Origin of the sequence: Streptomyces sp. NBC_00435, from assembly GCF_036014235.1 — a bacterium.
GTDB lineage: Bacteria > Actinomycetota > Actinomycetes > Streptomycetales > Streptomycetaceae > Streptomyces.
Window position 1 is genome coordinate 6,408,088 of sequence record NZ_CP107924.1, and the last position, 24,087, is coordinate 6,432,174.

17 protein-coding genes are annotated in these 24,087 nt (G+C 72.4%); 6 read left to right on the top strand and 11 right to left on the bottom strand.

What is annotated here, in order from left to right:
- The first annotated feature begins 4 nt into the window (after positions 1–4).
- Together OG389_RS29030 and OG389_RS29035 are read left to right on the top strand one after the other, a co-directional pair.
- Entirely contained in the window at positions 5–2,881 is a 2,877-nt protein-coding gene (locus OG389_RS29030; RefSeq protein ID WP_328301397.1) for a stealth conserved region 3 domain-containing protein, read from the top strand.
- Positions 2,882–2,896: 15 nt separating this feature from the next.
- Positions 2,897–4,294: a hypothetical protein gene (locus OG389_RS29035; protein ID WP_328301399.1), complete on the top strand. Its 1,398-nt coding sequence runs from the start codon at positions 2,897–2,899 to the stop codon at positions 4,292–4,294.
- Between the two features lie 88 nt (positions 4,295–4,382).
- On the opposite strand, the gene OG389_RS29040 is transcribed toward OG389_RS29035, so the two are convergent.
- Together OG389_RS29040 and OG389_RS29045 are read right to left on the bottom strand one after the other, a co-directional pair.
- Positions 4,383–6,515 (bottom strand): 3-hydroxyacyl-CoA dehydrogenase NAD-binding domain-containing protein, encoded by a 2,133-nt coding sequence (locus OG389_RS29040; protein WP_328301400.1) that lies wholly within the window; start codon positions 6,513–6,515, stop codon positions 4,383–4,385.
- Positions 6,512–7,738: a thiolase family protein gene (locus OG389_RS29045; protein WP_328301401.1), complete on the bottom strand. Its 1,227-nt coding sequence runs from the start codon at positions 7,736–7,738 to the stop codon at positions 6,512–6,514. Before OG389_RS29045 ends, OG389_RS29040 begins: the two co-directional genes overlap by 4 nt.
- Before the next feature lie 393 nt (positions 7,739–8,131).
- On the opposite strand from OG389_RS29045, the gene OG389_RS29050 reads away from it, so the two are divergent.
- Positions 8,132–9,334 carry an IS110 family transposase gene (locus tag OG389_RS29050; RefSeq protein WP_328303536.1) on the top strand — a complete coding sequence of 401 codons (1,203 nt, stop codon included), beginning with the start codon at positions 8,132–8,134 and terminating at the stop codon, positions 9,332–9,334.
- Between the two features lie 241 nt (positions 9,335–9,575).
- On the opposite strand, the gene OG389_RS29055 is transcribed toward OG389_RS29050, so the two are convergent.
- From OG389_RS29055 to OG389_RS29065, 3 genes are all read right to left on the bottom strand, one after another.
- Entirely contained in the window at positions 9,576–10,859 is a 1,284-nt protein-coding gene (locus OG389_RS29055; RefSeq protein ID WP_328301402.1) for a ribonuclease D, read from the bottom strand.
- A gap of 133 nt (positions 10,860–10,992) precedes the next feature.
- Positions 10,993–11,655, bottom strand: coding sequence for a response regulator transcription factor (locus tag OG389_RS29060; RefSeq protein ID WP_214956508.1), 663 nt, complete (start codon positions 11,653–11,655; stop codon positions 10,993–10,995).
- A gap of 245 nt (positions 11,656–11,900) precedes the next feature.
- Positions 11,901–12,563, bottom strand: coding sequence for a DUF3000 domain-containing protein (locus OG389_RS29065; protein WP_328301403.1), 663 nt, complete (start codon positions 12,561–12,563; stop codon positions 11,901–11,903).
- A 91-nt stretch (positions 12,564–12,654) separates the two neighbouring features.
- On the opposite strand from OG389_RS29065, the gene hemE reads away from it, so the two are divergent.
- Positions 12,655–13,719: a uroporphyrinogen decarboxylase gene (gene hemE, locus OG389_RS29070; RefSeq protein ID WP_328301405.1), complete on the top strand. Its 1,065-nt coding sequence runs from the start codon at positions 12,655–12,657 to the stop codon at positions 13,717–13,719.
- Positions 13,720–13,756: 37 nt separating this feature from the next.
- Here the strand turns inward: hemE and OG389_RS29075 are convergent, their stop codons facing one another.
- A complete protein-coding gene (locus OG389_RS29075; RefSeq protein WP_328301406.1) occupies positions 13,757–15,145 on the bottom strand; it encodes an FAD-dependent oxidoreductase in 1,389 nt (462 codons plus the stop codon).
- 63 nt (positions 15,146–15,208) lie between these two features.
- Entirely contained in the window at positions 15,209–16,270 is a 1,062-nt protein-coding gene (locus OG389_RS29080) for a DUF4349 domain-containing protein (RefSeq protein ID WP_328301407.1), read from the bottom strand.
- Between the two features lie 183 nt (positions 16,271–16,453).
- On the opposite strand from OG389_RS29080, the gene hemG reads away from it, so the two are divergent.
- Both hemG and hemQ read left to right on the top strand, forming a co-directional pair.
- Positions 16,454–17,956: a protoporphyrinogen oxidase gene (hemG, locus tag OG389_RS29085; RefSeq protein WP_328301408.1), complete on the top strand. Its 1,503-nt coding sequence runs from the start codon at positions 16,454–16,456 to the stop codon at positions 17,954–17,956.
- 4 nt (positions 17,957–17,960) lie between these two features.
- Positions 17,961–18,674, top strand: coding sequence for a hydrogen peroxide-dependent heme synthase (hemQ, locus tag OG389_RS29090; RefSeq protein ID WP_243331434.1), 714 nt, complete (start codon positions 17,961–17,963; stop codon positions 18,672–18,674).
- A gap of 106 nt (positions 18,675–18,780) precedes the next feature.
- Here the strand turns inward: hemQ and OG389_RS29095 are convergent, their stop codons facing one another.
- From OG389_RS29095 to OG389_RS29110, 4 genes are all read right to left on the bottom strand, one after another.
- Entirely contained in the window at positions 18,781–20,391 is a 1,611-nt protein-coding gene (locus OG389_RS29095) for an alpha/beta hydrolase (RefSeq protein ID WP_443059467.1), read from the bottom strand.
- 297 nt (positions 20,392–20,688) lie between these two features.
- Positions 20,689–21,486 carry a TIGR04222 domain-containing membrane protein gene (locus OG389_RS29100; RefSeq protein WP_328301410.1) on the bottom strand — a complete coding sequence of 266 codons (798 nt, stop codon included), beginning with the start codon at positions 21,484–21,486 and terminating at the stop codon, positions 20,689–20,691.
- Between the two features lie 84 nt (positions 21,487–21,570).
- Positions 21,571–22,626 (bottom strand): TIGR04222 domain-containing membrane protein, encoded by a 1,056-nt coding sequence (locus OG389_RS29105; RefSeq protein WP_328301412.1) that lies wholly within the window; start codon positions 22,624–22,626, stop codon positions 21,571–21,573.
- The gene (locus OG389_RS29110; protein WP_328301414.1) at positions 22,623–23,951 is read right to left on the bottom strand and encodes a DUF692 domain-containing protein; all 1,329 of its coding nucleotides are present in this window, start codon (positions 23,949–23,951) and stop codon (positions 22,623–22,625) included. The genes OG389_RS29105 and OG389_RS29110 overlap by 4 nt, the downstream gene beginning before the upstream one ends.
- Positions 23,952–24,087 lie beyond the last annotated feature (136 nt).

The window sequence follows — 24,087 nt, forward strand, 5'->3', positions numbered from 1 at the left end:
GAGTATGAAGGTCACGTTTCTGCTGACTGCGGCAGACGCGATGAGCGACGCCGAGCGCGCCGTGTTCAACCAGGCGGCAGAACTGGCCGCCATCGGGTACGACGTGTCCGTCCTCAGCGTCTTCAAGGTCCGCCGCCGGCGCTTCGTGCCACCGGACGGAAGGGTGGCCACCGAGTTCCTCATCGAGGCCGGCGGTGCGACCCACCGGCCCGTCCGCGACTCCGGGCTCGACGAGGCCCGCGCCGCGGCGCTCGCCTCCGTACCCAGCGCGATCGTCGAGCGCCGCTGCGACAACCGGTTCAACCGGCTCGCGGACGTGGAGCTCGAGTACGCGCTGCAGAACACGGACGTCGACCTCCTGGTGACCACCTCGCCGGGGCTGATGGCGTACGCGGCGGCGTTCGTGCCCACCCGGGTGCTCACCGTCCACCACGAACAGCGGGTGCCCGAACTCGGCGGCCCCGAGGGCGAGCCGCTGCTCAGGCACACCCCGCGGTTCGACGCCGTCACCTTCCCGAGCCCGCGGTCCTACGAATGGTTCATGGAGACCTTCGGCGCGGGCAACCCGCAGCTCGACGTGATACCGCCGGCCCCGCTCGCCGGCTTCCGTCCCCGCTCCACGCTCCAGACCCGCATCGTCCTGCTCAGCGCCCCCCTGGTGGAGCGGGCCGGGGTGGTCGACGCCCTCAAGGCCTGGGCGACCATCGCCCCGAACCACCCCACCTGGTCCCTGCGCGTCATAGGCGAGGGCCCGCAGATCGGCCTCCTGCGCCGCCGCCGCGACCAGCTCGGGCTGCACGGCAGCGTGCACTTCATCAGCGAGGCCCCGTTCCTCGCCGAGGAGTGGGCCAAGGCGAGCATCGCCCTGTGCTCCTCCGAGTCCGAGGCGGGCGGGCTCTCCATGATGGAGGCCCAGGCGGCCGGCGTCCCCGTCGTCGCCTACGACTGCCCCAACGCCCCCCGGGACGTCGTCCAGGACGGCAGCACCGGCGTCCTGGTCACCCCCGGGGACACCGAGGCGCTCGCGGGCGTCCTCACCCGGCTCATCGAGGACGACCCGCTGCGCCACGCCTTGGGCAGCGCCGCCTTCGAAGCGGCCGCCCGCTTCGACCCGGCCCAGGTCACCGCCCGCTGGGACGGCCTCTTCCGGCTGCTCGCCGCCGCCCGGGACTCCGGTTCCCGTGCGGAGCTCAAGGCGGCCCGGCTCGCCGCCCACGCGCTGCACGCGGGCAACGACGGGGCCGCCCGGGCCGCGGCCGCCGCCCCGGCCAGCACCTCCCGCACCAAGCGGCTGCGCGCCACCGAGGAGCGCATCCTCAAGCACGACCGCTCCCTCGTGCGCGACGGCGGCCAGGTCTGCCGGATCATCGACTCGGAGTCTCCGTTCGAGATCTCCTGCACCAACCTGGCGCTGACGGCCGACGCGCTGGAGCGGTCCCGCATCCCGTACTTCACCGTGCGCGACACCAAGGTGCGCCACTCGGTCGCCGTCCACGCGGAGCACCGCGACGAAGTCCTGAAGGTGCTCGCCGAGACCTACCCCGGGGCGCCCGTCTACATAGCCCTGCTCAACGACGCCGACTCGCCGACCCTCACCACCCTCGCCGAACTCGCCACCGACCACATCGGGGCCACGTTCTCCGGAGTGCGGGTCTACCAGAGTGCCGTCACGGCCTCGCGCACCCTGCGCCTGAGCGCCGCCTACGGCTGCACCATCTCCTTCTGGGAGGAGGACCCGGAGGACCCGGAGTTCTTCGTCTCCCCGACCCGTACGCTCATCGGCGCACGCGTGCCCCGCCCCGCCCTGCGCCAGGCGACGATGGTCCTGGGCGGCCGGACCTACCCGTCCATCGAGCCGTACGCCCAGACCCTGCACCACGACTTCACCTTCCCCATCGACGCCGTCTACACCTGGGTCGACGGCGCGGACATGGCCTGGCTGGAGCGTAAGAACGCCGCCCTGTCCGCGATGGGCATCGTCACCGAGGACGCCGCCACCAGCGCCGCGCGCTTCCGCAACCGCGACGAGCTGCGCTACTCGCTGCGCTCGATCGACATGTACGGGCCCTGGATCCGCAACATCTACCTGATCACGGACCAGCAGGTGCCGTCCTGGCTGGACACCAGCCACCCCCGGGTGCGCGTCGTGGACCACAGCGAGATCTTCGGCAGGGAGGGCAGCCTCCCCACGTACAACTCGCACGCGATCGAAAGCCGCATGCACCACATCGAGGGGCTCGCCGAGCACTTCCTCTACTTCAACGACGACATCTTCCTGGGGCGCCCGGTCCAGCCCAGCCTGTTCTACCTCAGCAACGGGCAGGCCAAGCACTTCACCTCGTCGAACGCCATCCCGATGAGCGCCATCACCGAGGGCGACGAGTTCAGCCGCATGGCGGCGAAGAACAACCGCGAGCTCATCCGGCAGATGTTCGGCCGGACCCTCGTGAACTCCTTCGTCCACGCCCCGCACCCGCTGCGGCGCAGCATCATGTTCGACCTCGAGTCGCACTTCCCGGACGCGATGCGGCGCACCGCCCACGCCCAGCTGCGCAGCCCCACCGACGTGTCGACCGCCTCCTCGCTGCACCACTACTTCGGCTACTACACCGAGCGCAGCGTGCCGGGCGGCCTGAGCGCCGGTTTCGTCAACGTCGGCCTCAGCGAACAGCTCCAGAAGCTGAACACGATGCTCACCGCACGGGCGAACGACACCTTCTGCCTGAACGACTATCACGACGGCGACGTCTCGGAGGACGAGCAGGACGCGATCCTGGCCGGCTTCCTCCCGAGCTACTTCCCGGTCGCCAGCCAATTCGAATTCGGATCACCGAGGAACCAGCGCTTCCACGCCGGTCTGCTCCCCGGGTTTCCGCTGTAGGAGACAGGACTATTCATGAGCAAGATCTGCGTGGTCGGAAACTCCGTGGCCAAGTCGCGCAAGCCGGAAGAGGCTCCGCTGGCGGGCTGGGGACAGTTCCTCACCGACTTCGTGATGCCGTATCACGAGGTGCGCAACTACGCACGGGACGCCATGACGGCCCGTACGTACTTCCTGGAGCGGTTGCCCACGCTCCTCGAACTGTTGGAGCCGGGCGACGTCGTCCTCATCGACTTCGGTACCGTCGAGCAGCGGTTCGACAACCCGATGCGCTACCACGGGCCGCGTGAGTTCAAGGAATTCATGTACCTGTACGTGGAGGCCATCCGGGCCCAGGGCGCCGTCCCGGTCCTGATGACCTCCGCGTCGCGCTGCACGTTCGACAGCGAGGGCAATGTCGCCGACACCCTCGGCGAGTACCCGCAGCTGATGCGCGAGGCCGCGGCCGAGACCGGCGCCGGCCTGGTGGACCTGCACGCCTTCACCACGCGCATGCTCCAGGAGCTCGGCCCGCAGCGGGCCCGCCAGTACTTCCGCTGGGTCGACGCGGGCGAGCACCCCAACCACCCCGACGGCTTCATCGACTCGACGCACTTCAACGAGATCGGTGCCCGCGAGGTCGCCCGCATCGTGGCCATCGGCCTGCACAACTCACCGGCCGTCCCGCGCGGGTTCATCAACCCCGAGGCCGTCGCGATGACCCCGGAGTTCCCGCCTCCGGCCGCCGAGTTCACCGTGGAGAAGCCCGAGTTCGCGCTCTACGCCGACCGGCGCTACGGCAACCCGCCGGTCTTCGGCTCGCCCTCGGCCGGCAAGCTCGTCAGCGCCATGGGCAAGTTCGCGGGCACGGCCGACCCCGGCACGAGCTACCTGCTGTTCTTCGAGAACGGCGGCTACGTGGGCGGTACGCGCGTCAGCCAGGACGGAAAGTGGCTGTGGCGGCGCGTGCTCAACTGGACCTCGGGCGACCACCTCCTGCAGGCCGTCGGCATCACCGACCACGGTCCCACCCCGGTCGCCTCCCTGCCGTTCACGGTCAAGGACTGGGTGGCCCCGCCGGTCGTGATCTCCCCGAAGGACGGGGGCTACACCAGCACGAAGCCCCGGTTCACGGGCACGGCCGAGCCCGGTGTCTCGAAGATCGCCATTCTGGAGAACGGCCGCCTCATAGCCTCCGTGGCGGTGGCCCCGGACGGCCAGTGGAAGGTCACCCACCCGCACGTCTGGAAGCCCGGCACCTACACCCTGGACTTCGTGGCGGTCTTCAGCGCCATCCACTCGGTGCCCGTCCGGGTCACCATGAAGGTCCACGGCGTCCCGCCGGACAACTGGATCCGGCAGTCGGCGCTCGTCTCGCGCGAGCCCTGCTCCGACAGTCCGTGCGAGCACTACCCGTACGGCGGCGGCCAGTGATCCGGCGCTGACGAGGCCCGCAGGAGCAACGGGAAGGCCCCGCACACCAGGTGTGCGGGGCCTTCGCCGTGTCCGTGCGGACGGTGCGTTACGCGGGAACGCTCGCCAGGCCCGGGGCCAGGAACTTCTTGCCGTTCACACGCTCGGAGACACCCTCGCGGTCCAGGTACGGCGTCACGCCGCCCAGGTGGAAGGGCCAGCCGGCGCCCGTGATGAGGCAGAGGTCGATGTCCTGGGCCTCGGCCACGACACCCTCCTCCAACATCAGGCCGATCTCCTGCGCCACCGCGTCCAGGACGCGGTCGCGGACCTGCTCCTCGGTCAGGACGGTGTCGCCCTGGACGAGGAGGGCGGCGACCTCGGGGTCCAGCTCCGGCTTGCCGGAGTCGTAGACGTAGAAGCCACGCTTGCCGGCCTTGACCACGGCCGCCAGGTTCGCGGAGACGGTGAAGCGCTCCGGGAAGGCGCGGTTCAGGGTCTCGGACACGTGCAGACCGATCGCGGGTCCCACGAGCTCCAGGAGCACCAGCGGGGACATCGGCAGGCCGAGCGGCTCGATGGCCTTCTCGGCGGTGACCACCGGGGTGCCCTCGTCGATGACGTTCTGGATCTCGCCCATGAAGCGGGTCAGGATGCGGTTCACGACGAACGCCGGGGCGTCCTTGGTGAGGACCGCGGTCTTCTTCAGCTTGCGCGCGACACCGAAGGCCGTGGCCAGCGAGGCGTCGTCGGTCTGCTCACCGCGGACGATCTCCAGCAGCGGGAGGATCGCGACCGGGTTGAAGAAGTGGAAGCCGACCACGCGCTCCGGGTGCTGGAGCTTCGAGGCCATCTCGGAGACCGACAGCGAGGAGGTGTTGGTGGCGAGGATCGCGTGCGCCGGGGCGACCGCCTCGACCTCCGCGAACACCTTCTGCTTGACGGACATCTCCTCGAACACGGCCTCGATGATGAAGTCCGCGTCCGCGAAGCCCTCGGCCTTGTCCAGGACGCCCGTCACCAGGGCGGTCAGGCGGTTGGCCTTGTCCTGGTTGATGCGGCCCTTGCCCAGCAGCTTCTGGATCTCGGCGTGGACGTAGCCCACACCCTTGTCCACGCGCTCCTGGTCGATGTCGGTGAGGACCACCGGCACCTCCAGGCGGCGCAGGAACAGCAGCGCCAGCTGCGAGGCCATCAGGCCCGCGCCGACGACGCCGACCTTGGTGACCGGGCGCGCCAGGGACTTGTCCGGGGCGCCGGCAGGGCGCTTGGCGCGCTTCTGCACCAGGTTGAAGGCGTAGATGCCGGAGCGCAGTTCGCCGCCCATGATGAGGTCCGCCAGCGCGGTGTCCTCGGCGTCGAAGCCCTTCTGCAGGTCGCCGTCCTTGGCCGCCTCGATGATCTCCAGCGCGCGGTAGGCGGCGGGGGCCGCGCCGTGCACCTTGGAGTCGGCGATGAAGCGGCCGCGGGCGACCGCCGCGTCCCAGGCCTCGCCGCGGTCGATCTCGTCCCGTACGACCTCGGTCTCGCCCTTGAGCACGCGGGCGGTCCACAGGAGCGACTGCTCCAGGAAGTCCGCGCCCTCGAACAGCGCGTCCGCGATGCCGAGCTCGAAGACCTGCTTGCCCTTGAGCTGGCGGTTCTGGTTCAGCGAGTTCTCGATGATCACCGAGACCGCGCGGTCCGCGCCGATCAGGTTCGGCAGCAGGGCGCAGCCGCCCCAGCCGGGAACCAGGCCGAGGAAGACCTCGGGCAGGGAGAACGCCGGGATCGCCTTGGAGATGGTGCGGTAGGTGCAGTGCAGACCGACCTCGACACCGCCGCCCATCGCCGCGCCGTTGTAGTAGGCGAAGGTGGGGACGGCCAGCGCGGCGAGGCGCTTGAAGACGTCGTGGCCGCCCTTGCCGATGGCGAGCGCCTCGTCGTGCTTCTTCAGCAGCTCGACGCCCTTGAGGTCGGCGCCGACCGCGAAGATGAACGGCTTGCCGGTGATGCCCGCGCCGACGATGGAGCCCGCGATGGCCTCCTGCTCGACCTGGTCGATCGCCGCGTTCAGGTTGGCGAGGGACTGCGGGCCGAAGGTGGTCGGCTTGGTGTGGTCCAGGCCGTTGTCCAGCGTGACGAGCGCGAAGCGCCCGGCGCCGAACGGCAGGTCCAGGTGGCGGACGAGCGCGCGCGTGACGACCTCGTCCGGGAACAGCTCGGCCGCGCCCTTCAGGAGCTCAGTGGTGGTGGTGCTCACTTGCTGTCTCCCTCGGCGGTGAAGTTCGGGTTCTCCCAGACGACCGTGGCACCCATGCCGAAGCCGACGCACATGGTGGTCAGGCCGTAGCGGACCTCCGGCTGCTCCTCGAACTGGCGGGCCAGCTGAGTCATCAGGCGGACGCCGGAGGAGGCGAGCGGGTGGCCGAAGGCGATGGCACCGCCGTACTGGTTGACGCGGGCGTCGTCGTCGGCGATGCCGTAGTGCTCCAGGAACGCGAGGACCTGGACCGCGAAGGCCTCGTTGACCTCGAAGAGGCCGATGTCGTCGATCGTCAGACCGGCCTGGGCGAGGGCCTTCTCGGTGGCCGGGATCGGGCCGTAGCCCATGACCTCGGGCTCGACACCCGCGAAGGAGTACGAGACCAGGCGCATCTTGACCGGGAGGTTGTTCTCGCGGGCGAAGTCCTCGGACGCGATGATCGCGGCGGTGGCACCGTCGTTGAGACCGGCGGCGTTGCCCGCGGTGACCTTGCCGTGGGTACGGAAGGGGGTCTTGAGGTTCGCCAGGTTCTCCAGGGTGGTCCCCGGACGCATCGGCTCGTCGGCGGTGACCAGGCCCCAGCCCGTCTCACCCGCCGCCTCGTTGTTGTTGCGCACCGAGATCGGCACCAGGTCCTGCTGGATCTTGCCGTCGGCGTACGCCTTGGCGGCCTTCTCCTGCGAGCGCACGGCGTACTCGTCGGCGCGGAGCTTGGTGATCGTCGGGTACCGGTCGTGCAGGTTCTCGGCGGTCATGCCCATGAACAGGGCGGACTCGTCGACCAGCTTCTCGGAGACGAAGCGCGGGTTCGGGTCGACGCCCTCACCCATGGGGTGGCGGCCCATGTGCTCGACACCGCCGGCGAGGGCGACGTCGTACGCACCGAAGGCCACGCCACCGGCGACGGCCGTCACGGCGGTGAGCGCGCCGGCGCACATGCGGTCGATGGAGTACCCCGGGACGGACTGCGGGAGACCCGCGAGAATGCCGGCCGTGCGGCCCAGCGTCAGGCCCTGGTCGCCGATCTGCGTGGTCGCGGCGATGGCGACCTCGTCGATCTTCGCGGGGTCCAGGTCCGGGTTGCGGCGCAGCAGCTCCCGGATCGCCTTGACGACGAGATCGTCGGCGCGGGTCTCGTTGTAGATGCCCTTCGGGCCCGCCTTGCCGAACGGGGTGCGGACGCCGTCGACGAAGACGACGTCCCTGACGGTACGAGGCACGTTGGCTCTCCTCCAGGTGCGGGTGTGCACTGCTGCGCGGGGGCGTGCCCATTGACTGAGCGCCCGCTCACCTGATCCATGCTACTTGCCGGTAACCGGCATGCACAGCCCTCCTGGAAGGAGCGGCGAAGGTCACACTCCGCCGCTCCGCCCCCCCATTACCGTTTTGGTTGCCCCGCAACGGGGCGCCCGGCCTTCGGAGTCGGCATGACTTTCTCCCCCTGTCGATCGCATGTCTTGGGGGGTGGTGTCACCGGCTCCGGAGGCATCGACAGACCGCTGATTAGGGGCATGACCACCGGCTTCTTCGCAGGTCGGGAGGCTCTTCGTAATGTGGATGTGGCGATCGGTGCCGTGGGACGGCCGGGCGACGGGGACGACCGGAGGACGCACGTGATCGACATCAGCGGCATCGGCGCCTTCCTCGGCCTGGACGTCGGCAAGGGCGAACACCACGCCACCGCCGTCACGCCGGCCGGGAAGAAGGCCTTCGATAAGCGGCTGCCCAACAGTGAGCCCAAGCTCCGCGAGGTCTTCGGGAGACTGCAGGCCAAGCACGGGACCGTGCTGGTCGTGGTCGACCAGCCGGCCTCCATCGGCGCTCTGCCGCTCGCAGTCGCGAGGGACATGGGCTGCCCGGTCGCCTATCTGCCCGGGCTGACGATGCGACGGATCGCTGATCTCTATCCGGGCGAGGCCAAGACTGATGCCCGCGACGCGTTCGTCATCGCGGACGCGGCCCGCGTCATGCCCCACACGCTCCGCTCGGTCGATCTCGAGGAGGAAACCATCGCCGAGCTGGAGATGATCGTCGGCTTCGACGACGACCTCGCGGGTGAGGCAACCCGGATCAGCAACCGTCTCCGCGGCCTTCTCACGCAGATCCATCCGTCGCTGGAACGGGTCCTGGGCCCGCGAGTGCAGCATCCGGCGGTGCTCAAGCTCCTCGACCAGTTCGGTTCCCCAGCCCAGATCCGCAAGGCCGGACGCCGTCGCCTCGTGACCTTGATACGTCCCAAGGCGCCGCGGATGGCCGAGCGGCTGGTCGAGGACATCTTCACGGCTCTGGACGAGCAGACCGTCGTCGTCCCGGGCACCGACGCGGCCGCATTGATCGTCCCCAGCCTCGCCAACTCTCTCCAGGCAGTGCTTGACCAGCGAAAACTCCTCGCAGCCCGGATCGAGGAACTGCTGGAGCTCCACCCTCTTTCCAAGGTCCTGACGTCCATGCCGGGGATCGGCGTCAGGACCGGAGCCCGCATCCTCATCGACGTCGGCGACGGCAGTTCGTTCCCGTCCGCCGCTCACCTCGCTGCCTATGCCGGCCTCGCCCCGACGACCCGCAGTTCCGGTTCGTCGATCCGCGGCGAGCAACCATCCCGACGCGGAAACAAGCAGCTCAAACGGGCCTTCTTCCTCTCCGCGTTCGCAGCCCTCGCCGACCCGGCCTCCCGGGCCTACTACGACAAGAAGATCAGCCAGGGCAAACACCACACCCAAGCACTCCTCTGCCTCGCCCGACGACGAGCCGACGTCCTCTTCGCCATGCTCCGAGACGGCACCTTCTACGAACCCCAGACCGCCCCATCACCTTGACCAAACCCATAGGGGCACCCCCCCGTTCCTGATCCAGGCCATGGCGACGTTCATCGCGATGGCACGGGTGGACGGCGTGGCCGCGGTCAAGGGCCTGGAAGATCCGGGGCGGCGGCGTCGTCATCGTGCCGGTCCAGCATGATCGATACGTCCGCGGCGGCGGTGGACGTGGCGGGCCGGGACGCGGCAGAGCCCCCCGGTCACGAGGACCGAGGGGCTCTGCGCAGGGGCGTGCGGCGCGTCAGTCGTCCGTCACGGCCAGGGCCGTGACCAGTGCGGCCGTCACCTGTTCGACCTGCCACGGGCGGGCGCCGTAGCCGGTCAGGGCCTCGGCCACCGCGTCGGGCTCCAGCCGCTCCGGCGGCTCCCAGCACAGCCGGCGGACCGTGTCGGGGGTGATCAGGTTCTCCTGCGGCAGGTTCAGCCCCTCCGCCAGTGCCGAGACGGCCGTGCGGGCCGCCGCGAGCCGCGCCGCGGCCTCCGGGTCCTTGTCGGCCCAGGAACGCGGCGGCGGCGGACCGGCCGGGGTCGCGCCCGGCAGCGGCAGCTCGCTCTCGGACAGGGCCTTCGCCCGCTCCACGGCGGCCATCCACTGGTCCAGCTGGCGCCGGCCCATGCGCTGGCCGTAGCCGGGCAGGGCGGAGAGCGCGTGCACGTTCAGCGGCATGGCGAGGGCTGCCTCGACGATCGCGGCGTCACCCAGCACCTTGCCCGGTGACACGTCACGTCGCTGCGCGATCCGGTCGCGGGACTCCCACAGCTCCCGTACGACGGCCATCTGCCGGCGCCGGCGCACCTTGTGCATGCCGGACGTACGACGCCACGGATCCTTGCGGGGCGGCGCGGGCGGCGCGGCCGCGATGGCGTCGAACTCCTGGTGGGCCCAGTCCAGCTTGCCCTGCCGGTCCAGCTCCTTCTCCAGCGCGTTCCGCAGGTCCACGAGCAGCTCCACGTCGAGCGCCGCGTAGCGCAGCCAGGGCTCGGGGAGCGGGCGGGTGGACCAGTCGACGGCGGAGTGGCCCTTCTCCAGCACGTAGCCGAGGACGCCCTCGACCATCGCGCCGAGCCCGACCCGCGGGAAGCCGGCGAGGCGGCCCGCCAGCTCGGTGTCGAAGAGGGAGGTGGGCGCCATGCCTATTTCGCGCAGGCACGGCAGGTCCTGGGTGGCGGCGTGCAGGATCCACTCGGTGCCGGACAGCGCGTCACCCAGGGCGGAGAGATCGGGGCAGCCCACCGGGTCGATCAGTGCGGAGCCGGCGCCCTCGCGGCGCAGCTGCACGAGGTACGCGCGCTGGCCGTAGCGGTAGCCGGAGGCACGCTCCGCGTCCACGGCGACGGGGCCGGTGCCCGCGGCGAAGGCCGCTACCACCCCGGCGAGCGCGGCGGCGTCGGCGACCACCGGAGGGATGCCCTCACGGGGTTCGAGCAAGGGGATGGGCAGCCCGTCGGACGAAACCTCGTCGTCCGGGGGGCCGCCCCCGGTGGTGGTGCGCAGGCCTGCTGCGGTTTCTTGGGCGTCTGTCACCGGTCAAGGGTATCCGTGGATACGACGCGCCCGTCGCCGGAACGTTCCGGCGACGGGCGCGAGGGGGAAGTACGGACGTTTCCCCGGGTTCTCCGGGAGTTCTCCCGGGGTCCTCCGGGGGGTATCGGCGGGGTCAGTGGATGATCCCGGTGCGCAGGGCGACGGCGACCATCCCGGCCCGGTCGCCGGTGCCCAGCTTGCGGGCGATCCGGGCGAGGTGGGACTTGACGGTCAGGGCGGACAGGCCCATCGATACGCCGATGGCCTTGTTGGACTGGCCCTCCGCGACGAGGCGCAGGACCTCGACCTCGCGGCCGGAGAGCTCTCGGTAGCCGCCCGGGTGGCTCGGGGCACCCGGGGGGCGGCGGTGCATACGGGCCGCGGCGGCGCCGATGGGGGCGGCGCCGGGCCGGGACGGGAGCCCGATGTTGGTCCGGGTGCCGGTGACGACGTAGCCCTTCACTCCGCCCGCGAGGGCGTTGCGTACGGCGCCGATGTCGTCGGCGGCGGACAGGGCCAGGCCGTTCGGCCAGCCGGCGGCGCGGGTCTCGGAGAGCAGGGTGAGACCGGAACCGTCGGGCAGGTGTACGTCGGCCACGCAGATGTCGCGCGGGCTGCCGATGCGTGGACGGGCCTCCGCGATGGACGAAGCCTCGATCACGTCGCGTACTCCGAGGGCCCACAGATGGCGGGTCACGGTGGAGCGTACGCGCGGGTCGGCCACGACGACCATGGCCGTCGGCTTGTTCGGGCGGTAGGCGACCAGGCTTGCGGGCTGCTCGAGAAGAACGGACACCTAGGCCTCCTGGGGGGGAGTGGCGGGACGGCCGGCTCGGGGAAGGAAGCCGGTGCGAACCGTGCGGATGGTCACTGACTCCTTCGGCACGTCACCCGCCCGGCTTTAGGGAATGATCACGATTTGGTGAGTAACAATTCGGGCAATTCGGACGCACGATCGATCATCGGGTGATCAGAAGCCCGCAATGGACGCCCGGTTGCGACATTCGTCCGGCATCCGTCACGGGCTTCGACCTCGTGCTGCTAGCCCTGCGGGTGGTGCGGACCGCGCCGCTGCGGCAGTGAGACCACGCCGGTCACCGTCTCGGTCGGACCGACCGGCGGCAGCCCCGCGATCTGGCACAGCAGTTCGCACCATGCCGACAGGTGTGCGGCGGTGTCCGGCACCCCGCCCACTCCCTCGCGCGGCGTCCACGACGCCCTGATCTCGATCTGCGTCGCCGGCCGTCGCTCCCCGAGCCCGCCGAAGTAGTGCGAGGCGGCCATGGTGACGGTTCCGCTCGCCTCCCCGTACGTCAGCCCGCGGGCGTCCAGCGCCCCCGTCAGCCAGGACCAGCACACCTCCGGGAGGAGCGGGTCCACGGCCATCTCCGGCTCCAGTTCCGCCCGTACGAGCGTCACCAGCCGGAAGGTGCCCTGCCAGGCGTCGTGCCCGGACGGGTCGTGCAGGAGGATGAGCCGGCCGTCGGCCAGGTCTTCCTCGCCGTCCACGACCGCCGCCTCCAGCGCGTACGCGTGCGGGGCCAGTCTCTGTGGTGGCTTGGTGGGGTCGATCTCGATCCCCTGCCGCAGCCTCGCCTTCTTCAAGCCGTCGACCGCCCGCCGGAACGGGAGCGGGACGGAGCTCTCCTTCGCGCTGTCCGTACCGTCAGCGCCATCTGAAAATCGTCCCTGAGCCGCAGCCATGCGGGGAAGACTAGGCGGAACGAGCGCCCGTACGGCGCAGGGACACCCGCGCCGGGCCGGGCACTTCTTCATACGTGCGAAGATTTGAGTCGTGAGCGCCAACACCCGCCCCACGGGCACGCCGAGCCAGACGTACGATTCCGCCTTCCTGAAGGCGTGCCGGCGGGAGCCGGTGCCGCACACCCCGGTGTGGTTCATGCGGCAGGCGGGCCGCTCGCTCCCCGAGTACCGCAAGGTCCGCGAGGGCACGCAGATGCTGGAATCCTGCATGCGCCCCGACCTGGTCACCGAGATCACGCTGCAGCCCGTCCGCCGTCACAACGTGGACGCGGCCATCTTCTTCTCCGACATCGTGGTCCCGCTGAAGGCCATCGGCATCGACCTGGACATCAAGCCGGGCATCGGCCCGGTCGTCGCCCAGCCGATCCGCCGCCGCGAGGACCTCGCACAGTTGCGCGACCTCACCCCGGAGGACGTCTCCTACGTCACCGAGGCGATCGGCATGCTCACGGGTGAACTGGGCTCCACGCCGTTGATCGGTTTCGCCGGCGCACCTTTCACCCTCGCGAGCTACCTGGTGGAGGGCGGCCCGTCCAAGAACCACGAGCACACCAAGGCCCTCATGTACGGGGACCCGGAGCTCTGGGCCGACCTGCTCGACCGCCTCGCGGAGATCACCTCGGCCTTCCTCAAGGTCCAGATCGAGGCCGGTGCCTCGGCCGTCCAGCTCTTCGACTCCTGGGTCGGCGCGCTCGCCCCGGCGGACTACCGACGCTCGGTGATGCCGGCGTCGGCGAAGGTCCTGGCGTCCGTCGCCTCGTACGGAGTCCCGCGCATCCACTTCGGCGTGGGCACGGGCGAGCTCCTCGGCCTCATGGGCGAGGCCGGCGCGGACGTCATGGGCGTCGACTACCGCGTCTCGCTGGCCGAGGCCGTCCACCGGGTCGGCCCCGGCAAGGCGCTCCAGGGCAACCTGGACCCGGCGGTCCTCTTCTCCACCCCGGAGGCGGTGGAGGCCAAGACGGACGAGGTCCTCGCCGCGGCCGCCGGCCTGGAGGGCCACATCTTCAACCTGGGCCACGGCGTCCTCCCGACGACCAACCCGGACGCCCTGACCCGCCTCGTGGACTACGTCCACACGCGGACGGCCCGCTGAGCGCGGCCGCCGGGGGCTCAGCCCCCGGCGGAGACGCTCAGACCCCCGCCGCCCGCACCGCGGAGACCGCCTTGCGGGCCGCCACCAGGACCGGGTCCCAGACCGGGGAGAAGGGCGGGGCGTAGCCCAGGTCCAGGGAGACGATCTGGTCCACCGTCATGCCGGCCGTCAGGGCCACCGCGGCGATGTCCACCCGCTTCGCGGAGCCCGCGCCGCCGACGATCTGGACACCCAGGAGGCGCCCCGTACGGCGTTCCGCCAGCATCTTGACCGTCATCTCCTCGGCCCCCGGGTAGTAGCCCGCCGTGTTCGTCGAGCGGATCGTCGCCGTGACGAAGCTGAGGCCGACCGCCAGGGCGTCCCGCTCGCGCAGCCCCGTACGGGCGATCTCCAGGTCGCACACCTTGCTCACGGCCGTGCCCACCACGCCGGGGAAGGTCGCGTAGCCGCCGCCCACGTTCGAGCCGATCACCTGGCCGTGCTTGTTCGCGTGCGTGCCCAGCGGGATGTGCCGCATGCGGCCCGCCACCAGGTCCAGGACCTCCACGCAGTCGCCGCCCGACCAGATGTTCCCGTGTCCCCGCACCCGCATGGAGAGGTCGGTCAGCAGACCGCCCGACTCGCCCAGCGGGAGACCCGCCGCGCGGGCCAGTGCCGTGCGCGGCTCGACGCCGATGCCGAGGACCACCACGTCCGCCGGGTACTCCTCGCCCGAGGCCGTGGCCACCGCGCAGGCCCGGCCCTCCTCGTCCGTCAGGATCTTCGTCACCTCGGCGCGGGCGACCGTACGGATCCCCATGCCGTTCATCGCGCTGTGCACCAGGCCGCCCATGTCCGGGTCCAGCGTGGCCATGGGCTGCTCGCCCCGGTGCAGCACGGTCACCTCGAAGCCCCGCCCGACCAGGGCCTCCGCCATCTCCACGCCGATGTAGCCCGCGCCGACCACGACCGCCCGGCGGCCCGGGGCCCGCTCCAGGGAGTCCGTCAGGCGCTGCCCGTCGTCCAGCGTCTGCACCCCGTGCACCCCGTGCGCGCCGATGCCCGGCAGCCGGGGGCGGACCGGTCGGGCGCCGGTGGCGAGGACGAGCTTGTCGTACTCCGTCCAGTACTCGGACCCCGAGTCCAGATCGCGGGCACGCACCCGCTGCCCCGCGAGGTCGAGTTCCACGACCTCCGTCCGGGTCCGCAGGTCGATGTCCCGCGCCCGGTGCTCCTCGGGGGTCCGGGCGATCAGCTCGTCCCGGCCGCCGACCTGGCCGCCGATCCAGTACGGGATCCCGCACGCGGAGTACGAGGTGAAGTGCCCGCGCTCGAAAGCGGTGATCTCCAGCTCCGCCGGGCCCTTCAGCCGCCGGGCCTGGGACGCGGCGGACATCCCCGCCGCGTCCCCGCCGACCACCACCAGCCGTTCCCTGCTGTTCGCCATCCGCCCCTACCGCCTTCCCCGCAGCCTTCGTCCGACGGGGCAACGCTACGGGCGAACGGGCGTTCAGTCCCGGACGTCCGGCCGCGGGCCCGCCGGATCCACCGGACCACCGGCCACCGGACCACCGGCCACCGGACCACCGGCCACCGGACCACCGGCCGGAGGCGTCGCCGACCACAGCGGACCGGGCTGCGCCGGAACCCGCCTCGGCGTCGGAGCCGTCCTCGGCTTCGCCGGCCGCCACTTGCGGTACTTCCGGAAGGCGAGCGCCAGCACCGCGCCCGTCAGCAGGAAGGGAGAGGCGGCGGCGAGCGCCATCAGCAAGTACTTGATGAGGGTCGCGAAGACGTACCAGCCACCGACCAGGGCGTCCGCGAACCCCGGCTTCCGCTCCGGCGCCTTCTCCTCGGCCTTCGCCGGCTCCGAGAACGTCAGCGTGATCGTGCCGAGCGAGGTCTGGTCCTTCAGCGCCGTCTGCTGCGCGAGCAGCGACTCCAGGTCGGACTGGCGCTTGCTGAGCTCGGCCTCCAGCGTGACCACCTCGCTCAGCCCCGAGGCCTTCTCCATCATCTCGCGCACCCGCGCCACGCTCGCCTGCTGCGACTTGACCCGGCTGTCGGCGTCCGCGACCTTCTGCGTCACGTCCTGCGCCTCGACCTTGCGGTCCAGCAGCTTCCCGCTGCCCTCCATCGTGGCCAGCACCGCGTCGAAGCGCTCGCCCGGCACCCGCAGGGTCACCGTCGAGGTCATCGCCCCGCCGCCGTCACGTTTGGTGGTCTCGTTGCCCACGTACCCGCCCGCGCCCTCCGCCGCCGTCCGGGCCCCGGCCGTCGCCTTCTGGGCGTCCGCCGTCTCCACCCTCAGCGTCGCCGTGCGGATGATCTGGGTGCGTGCGGGCGCCTGGTTCCGGTCCGCGGACGGTCCCGGTGCGCCCGACGCGGCCGGGGCCGGCGCCGCACCGTTCCCGGCGGCCTCCGGCTGCCGCGGAGCCGCCGCGTCCCCCCTGGCCGCCGCCTTGTCGTCGCTCGCGGCGGAGCAGCCGGTGAGCGCGAGGGCCCCGGCAAGGGAGAGCGCGGCCAGGGCCGTCGCCGGGCGCCGCCCGAACCGTCTGTACTGGGTGTGCATCGTGGTACCCCCGAGGAATCGCCGGATGCGCGGACGCGCGCGGACTGGCCGCCGCACCGCTGTCGCCGTTCTGACGCACCGGTCGCCGCCCCGGGTTTCGTACACGCGGTCCCGAGGTGATGCCGAAGAGGTCACGGTCAGGCCTCGGTGATCGCCCGAGGAGCGGTCTGAGACGATGTGTCCATGCACGAAGCGGACATGCGTACGGACCGGCCGGCCCCCGCCGGCCACGTCGTCGTCATCGGCGGCGGTATCGCCGGCCTCGCGGCGGCCCACCGACTGCTCGCCGACGGCCTGCGCGTCACGCTCCTGGAGGCCGGCCCGCGCCTCGGCGGCAAACTGCTCGCGGGCGAACTGGCCGGCCTGCGCGTCGACCTCGGCGCCGAATCCGTGCTCGCCCGCCGCCCCGAAGCCCTCGCGCTGGCCCGCGCCGTGGGGCTCGGCGACGCCCTGCAGCCGCCCGCCACCGCCACCGCCCGCCTGTGGACCCGCGGTGAACTGCGCCCCATGCCGGGCGGCCACGTCATGGGTGTTCCCGGCGACCTGGGCCCGCTCGCCGCCTCCGGAGTGCTCTCCGCCGAGGGCCTGGCCCGGGCCGGGGCCGAAGCCGGGCTGGAGCCCGAGGAGATCGGCGAGGACGTGGCCCTCGGCGAGTACGTCGCCGCCCGCCTCGGCCACGAGGTCGTCGACCGGCTCGTGGAACCGCTCCTCGGCGGGGTCTACGCCGGCAACGCCTACCGCATCTCGATGCGGGCCGCCGTCCCCCAGCTCTTCGAAGCCGCCCGTACGCACGCCTCACTGGGCGAGGGCGTACGGGAACTGCAGCGCCGGGCCGCCCTCGCGGGGCAGACCGGCCCCGTCTTCTCCGGCATCGAAGGCGGCATCGGACGCCTCCCGCTCGCCGTCGCCGAGGCCTGCCGGGCGGCCGGAGCCCGCCTCCTCACCGACACCCCCGCGCGCGAGCTGACCCGTACCGCCACCGGGTGGCGCCTGGTCGCCGGTACCGCGGGCAGCCCGGGCGGCGCCGAGGTCATCGAGGCCGACGGCATCGTCCTGGCCACCCCGGCCGGACCCGCCGCCCGGCTGCTCGAAGGGCTGGCCCCCGCGGCCGCCGCCGAGCTGCGCGGCGTCGAGTACGCCTCCATGGCCCTGGTCACGATGGCCTTCCGGCGCTCCGACCTGCCGGCCGCGATCGCCGACGGCGGTGCGAGCGGCTTCCTCGTACCACCCGTGGACGGCCGGACGATCAAGGCCTCGACCTTCTCCAGCAACAAGTGGGCCTGGGCGGGGACCGATCCCGAGCTCTTCCTGCTGCGCACCTCGGTCGGCCGGCACGCCGACGAGGCCGATCTGGGGCGCTCCGACGAGGAACTGGTCGAGGTCTCCCGCGTCGACCTCGGCGAGGCCGTGGGTCTCGCTGCCACCGCCCGCCCGGTCGCCTCCACCGTCACCCGCTGGGAGGGCGGCCTGCCCCAGTACCCCGTCGGCCACCTCGAGCGGGTGGCCCGGATCCGTACCGCCGTGGCCGCCCTGCCGGGGCTCGCGGTGTGCGGAGCCCTCTACGACGGGGTCGGCATCCCGGCCTGCATCGCGAGCGCGGGCAAGGCCGCTGACGTGGTGATCGCCACGTTGGGCACCCGTGGGGCACCCCTGGCACAGACCACTGATCAGCACACGGGACAATAGACACATGACTGCACCAGAGAAGATTCCCAACGCGGGGAAGAAGGCGAAGGACCTCAACGAGGTCATCCGCTACACCCTGTGGTCCGTCTTCAAGCTGAAGGACGTGCTGCCCGAGAACCGCGCCGGCTTCGCCGACGAGGTCCAGGAGCTGTTCGACCAGCTGGCCGCCAAGGACATCACCGTCCGCGGCACCTATGACGTCTCCGGCCTGCGCGCCGACGCGGACATCATGATCTGGTGGCACGCGGAGACCTCCGACGAGCTGCAGACCGCCTACAACCTGTTCCGCCGCACCAAGCTGGGCCGCGCGCTGGAGCCGGTCTGGTCGAACATGGCCCTGCACCGCCCGGCCGAGTTCAACAAGTCGCACATCCCGGCCTTCCTGGCCGACGAGACGCCGCGCGACTACGTCAGCGTCTACCCCTTCGTGCGCAGCTACGACTGGTACCTGCTGCCCGACGAGGACCGCCGCCGCATGCTCAAGGACCACGGCATGATGGCCCGCGGCTACCCCGACGTGCGCGCCAACACCGTCGCCTCCTTCTCGCTCGGCGACTACGAGTGGCTGCTGGCCTTCGAGGCCGACGAGCTGTACCGCATCGTCGACCTCATGCGCCACCTGCGCGCCTCCGAGGCCCGTATGCACGTCCGTGAAGAGGTGCCCTTCTACACCGGACGCCGCAAGTCCGTCGCCGATCTGGTGGCCGGACTCGCCTGATACCTCCCCTGGGGGGAAGGACCGGAGGACCGCTGACCGCGGTTCTGCCGGTGGATCGGGAGGCCCTGCCCCCGAATCGACGCAGCCGGAGATCCCGCCCGGAAGTTCAGACGACTGGCGGCAGCAGTGCCCTGGGGTGCCCCTCGGTGCCGGCTGCCCGGTCGTCCAGCGACACCGGTGCGGGCTCCGGATGCGGCGCACACGCGACACTGCGCCCCGGGGTGTCACCCGTCAGCAAGTACCGCTCCACGTGGGCGTCCACGCAGTCATTGCGTCCGCCGACCACCCCGTGGGTGCCGGCCCCCGTCTCCGTCAGCAGCGCCGCCCGCGGCCCGAGCCGCCGCTGGAGCTCGAGCGCGCCGGAGTACGGGGTGGCGCCGTCCCGCTCGGCCGCGACGACCAGCGTGCGGGGGAGCGGAGTGTCCGGCCGCTCACCCACGTCGACCGGCTGCTGCCGCTCGCGCACCGGCCAGTGGGCGCAGGGCAGGTTCAGGAAGGCGTTCGCCCAGGTCTCGAAGGGGGCCGTGCGGGCCAGTTCGGTGTTGTCCCGGTCCCAGGTCTCCCAGTCGGCGGGCCACGGCGCGTCGTTGCACAGGGTCGCCGTGTAGACCGCCGTCGCGTTCTCGCCCTCGGCGGCCGCCGCCGGGCGCGGTGCGGCGAGTTCGACGAGCGGGGCCGGATCGCCGCGCAGGAACGCCTCCAGGGCGGCCGCACGGCTCGGCCACACCTCGTCGTAGTACGCGGCCCGCAGGTACGCGGAGTGCAGCTGCCCGGTACCCACCACCCCGCCCGCCGGTTCCCGGGCGAGCTCGGCCCGCACCCGGTCGTAACTCGCCTGCACGGCCTCCGGGGTGGAGCCGAGCCCGTACGCGGCGTGGTGACGGGCCGTCCAGGCGCGGAAGTCGGCCCACCGGCGCTCGAAACCGGCGGCCTGGGCGAGGTTGTTGCGGTACCAGACCTTGCGGGGGTCGGGGTCGACGGCTGAGTCGAAGACCATCCGGCGCACGTGGCCGGGGTAGAGGGTGGCGTAGACCGCGCCCAGGTAGGTGCCGTACGAGGCCCCCATGAAGGTCAGCTTCGGCTCGCCGAGCGCGGCGCGCAGCACGTGGAGGTCGCGGGCGTTGTTCAGGGTCGTGTACGAGGAGAGGGCCGCGCCGGCCCGCCGCGCGCAGCCGAGGGCGTAGGCCCGCGCGGCCACCGTACGGGCCTCCTTGGCGGCGGCGTCCGGCTGGGCCTCCGGGGCCGCGGACGGGGCGCGGTCGTACTCCGCCGGGTCCTGGCAGGACAGCGGCCGTCCGGACAGGCCGACCCCGCGCGGGGCGTAGCCGACGAGGTCGTAGGCGGCGGAGACGCGGCGCCACTCGGGCAGGTCGGCGACGAGCGGGAAGAACAGCCCGTTCCCGCCGGGGCCGCCGGGGTTGTACACGAGGGCCCCCTGCCGGGGGACACCGCCGCCGGCGGCGATCCGACTGACGGTGATCGCGGTCTGCGGCCCGTCGGGCCGCGCGTAGTCGACGGGCACCCGCAGCGTGGCGCACCGCACGTCCGGGCCGAGCCCCTCGGAGACGGGGCACGGCCCGAAGTCGAGCCCGGCGCCGGCGGGGCCCGCTCCGCGCGGCCGGGCCGGGCCCGGCGCCCGAGCTCCGGCGCCGGGGAGCCGCGCGACCGCCGCGGCGCGCAGCGCCACGAGCTCGGCTCCGGCGGCCTCGGCGGCCAGCCTGGCGGTGGAGCCGGACGGGACGGCGGACCGGGTGGCGGGCCCGGCGGTGGAGCCGCGGCCCGCCGGGCCGGGCAGGCCGCTGGCGGTGCGGCCGTCCGCGGGGCCGGGGGCCCGAGTGGTGTGCGCAGCCCGGGGCACCGCCCATGCGGCGGCCGGGGCAACGGGCAGGACCAGCAGGGTCACGGCCACTGCACAACGCATCCGCATCCGCATGGCGGGGTCCTCGTCTCATCGGATGTTCAGATGAGATCCGGAGCGGGGGCCCCTGTACAGGATCAACGGCCGGTGTCGCGCTCAATACCCCCGTTGCCGCGGAATCCGCCCCCGACTGCCGCAGGCGAGGGCCGCCCGCAGCTCGGGATCGTTGACCGCGCGGAGCCCGCGCAGCGCCACCGCGGTGAGCGAGCCCCGCCCGCCCCGCTCCCGCCCCAGCTCCACGAGCAGCCGCTGCCCGGCGGGGGAGGCCCACGCCGAGTGCGCGTGCCCCTCGACGCGGGCGATGGCCAGGCAGCCCACGCACAGGATCAGCGGCAGGGCGAACCAGCACAGGATCATCGTCGTCGTGGTCCCCGGCGCCGGTACGCACAGGGCGGCCACCGTCATGCCCAGGACCAGGAGGGTGGCCCGCCGGACCGACCTGATGCCCTCGCCGATCTCGCGCACGGCCCCCTGGCGCAGCGCGAGGCCCGCGTCGCCCAGCCGGTCCGCGAGGTCCCGTACGGCCGGATCCCGTTCCACGGCCGACCGGACCGCCGACACCTCCTCCTGCCCGTCCGGCCCGAACGCGCCGAGTACGGACCGCTCGTGCGGATCGCGCCCGACCGGGTCGAGCACGGTGGCCCAGCCGGTGTGCGCGAGCAGCAGCCGCCGCTCGCGCTGCATCGAGAGCAGGGTCAGCTCGGCCACCCGCTGCGGGCCACCGGCGAGGTACGCGGCCTCGTGGAGGCTCAGCTCGTCGTGGTGGTGACGGTCGTGGTGCGCGGCGGCGGGCCCGTCGACGGGCTCCGCGGCCTCACCGGCGGCTCTCAGCAGGCGTGTGGCCGCGATCAGCACCCCTGCCCAGGCCAGGAGGAGGAACAGGACCCAGAACATGCTCGCTTTCTACAAGATGTGGAACCGCCGGGCATAGGGCCCTGCCGAGGTGTGAGCAGCTCGTGACTGGCCCGTGATGGACGGTCAGGAGCTGCTGCCACAACTGGAACTGGACGAACTGCCACAACTCGAACTGCTGCTGGAACAGCTCGAACCGCTGCTGGAACAGCTCGATCCGCCGCCCCCGCAACTGCTCCCGGAGGACCCGCAGCCGGACCCCGAGGATCCGCAGCCCGAACCGGATCCGCAGCTCGATCCGCCCGGCCCGCCGCCGTCGGCCCCCGCGCACCAGACGACCGGGATGGCCTCGGCCCCGGACGCCCAGGACGAGTCGGAGGTGCTGGAATGCGGACGCGACTGGGCCGCCGCCAGCCGGGTGCCGCGGGCCGCCGGCACCAACTGCTCGCGCAGGTACGGATCCCGCAGACCGGCCAGTCCGAACAGCGAGGTCTGGACGTACGGACTGCGGTCGGCCCGGTAGTGGGCGCGGATGTCGCGCAGTGCGGCGGCCCCCGCCGGGGTGATCCGCCGGCCGGCGCGGGAGGCGCCGATGGCGCCCATGACGATTCCGCCCAGCAGAACGGGGAAGACCTCGACGACGAACGGCACGTGGAACGAGCCGGACCCGCGCTCCAGCACGTAGGCGGCGAAGGTCAGCGGCAGCGACACCACCAGCGCCACCCCGCACACCAGCGCCTGGACCAGCCCGTGGCGCGGCCACCGGCGGCGGCCTCCGGGCGTGGCGATCAGCCCGCGGTCGGCCAGGGCGTCGCCCGTCTCCTGGACGGCCGGGTCACGCATGGCCGCGTAGCGGATCTGGTACAGCCATCCGGACGGGGCGTCCCCGTGGGCCCGGAGCACGGCCCGCTCGGCGAAGTCACCGGCCCTCACCCCGGGGCGCAGCTGGACGATGCCGGGCCCGCCGACCACCATCCGGCCGTCGCAGAGCAGGGAGACGAGCGCCGCGTCGACGACCGCGCCGGGACCGCCCGCCATGAACGCGGCCTCGGACAGGTCGTGCAGGCGCGGAGCCGGGCCGAGGGTGGAGGGGCGCGAGCGCCGCAGACCGCGCAGCAGGACGACGCCGGAGGTGATGACGCCGATCCAGACGGCCACGGCGATGAAGTCGAAGGGGTTCACGCGGCTCTCCCCACCAGTGCGCGGGCCCAGCGCACGGCGCGGCCCGGCGGCCGGGCCCCGGCCCGGTCCTGCCACCAGAGCGTGAGCCGGCGCCGTGCGGCGGGGTCGGCGGGCAGGTCCCGGATCAGCAGGTGCTCGGCGAAGTCCAGCGCGTCGCGCCGGTATCCGGCGGTCATGGGCCGGTGCCGGGCGTAGCCGAGGAAGGCCTCCCGGTACGGGTCCTGGCCGCCCAGGATCCCGGGCAGCTCGGGCGCCAGCCGGGCCACGACCCCGGCCCGCTTGGCCGACAGCGCCCGCGCCTGGATCCGTACCCGCTGCCGGTCGAACCCCTCGGGCACGGGAGTCCCGGCCACCAGTGCCGACAGGAGCGCGGCCTGTCCGATCCCGACCCGGGTCCGCACGGCGTCCGTCCCGCTTCCGGGCCCGCCCGCGGTCGGGGCGGTGGTCGGGGCGGAGCCCGCCGAAGGGAGGGAAGGAGGGCCGGGTACGGCTCCCGCGGCGTCGCCCAGCACGCGCCGGATCGCCTCCAGTTCGCCCGCCAGCTCACCCTCCGGCGGGAAGTCGTCGTCCCGCTCCAGCAGCACCCCCGCCGGTTCCACCCGGGCCCGGAGCTCCGCCAGCACGTCCAGCACGACCCGCGGCACGGGATGCGCGTGCGTGTCGTGCCACACGCCACCCCGCTCCACGCCCCCGGCGACGTGCACGTACGCCAGCGCCTCCAACGGGATCCCGTCCAGTACGGCGGCCGGGTCCTCCCCCCGGTTGACCCGGTTGGTGTGCAGGTTGGCCACGTCGATCAGCAGCCGCACCCCGGTCCGCTCCACCAGCTCCGTCAGGAACTGCCCCTCCGTGAGCTCCTCCCCGGGCCAGGACAGCAGCGCGGCGATGTTCTCCAGCGCGAGTGGCACGGGCAGCGCGTCCTGCGCGATCCGCACGTTCTCGCAGAGCACGTCCAGCGCGTCCCGGGTCCGTGCCACGGGCAGCAGGTGCCCGGCTTCGAGCACCGGGCCCGGCGCCACCGAGGAGGTCCGTACGAAGGCGATGTGCTCGGTGACCAGCGGCGCCCCCAGCGCCACCGCGCGCTCCCCGAGCGCGGCCAGCTTCGCCGGGTCCGGCCGGTCGGCGCCGCCGAGGCCCAGCGAGACCCCGTGCGGTACCACGCGGACCCCGCGTTCGAGCAGCCGCAGCAGGGACTCGGGCAGGTGGCCCGGGCAGATGTTCTCCGCCACCACCTCGACCCAGTCCAAGCCCGGGAGGGCCTCGACCGCTCCCGCGATCTCCGGCCGCCAGCCGATGCCCACCCCCAGGTGTGCCATGGGCTTCATGTCCCCTCGCCCCCTCTCATCGGTCCGTGTGCCGATGTCATGACCCCGACGGAGTCGAGCCAACCGCCAAGGGGGACGTTCAGAGCAACATTTGAGGTTCCCGGCCGCCGGCAGCGTTCCGTTCCCTCACATCAAG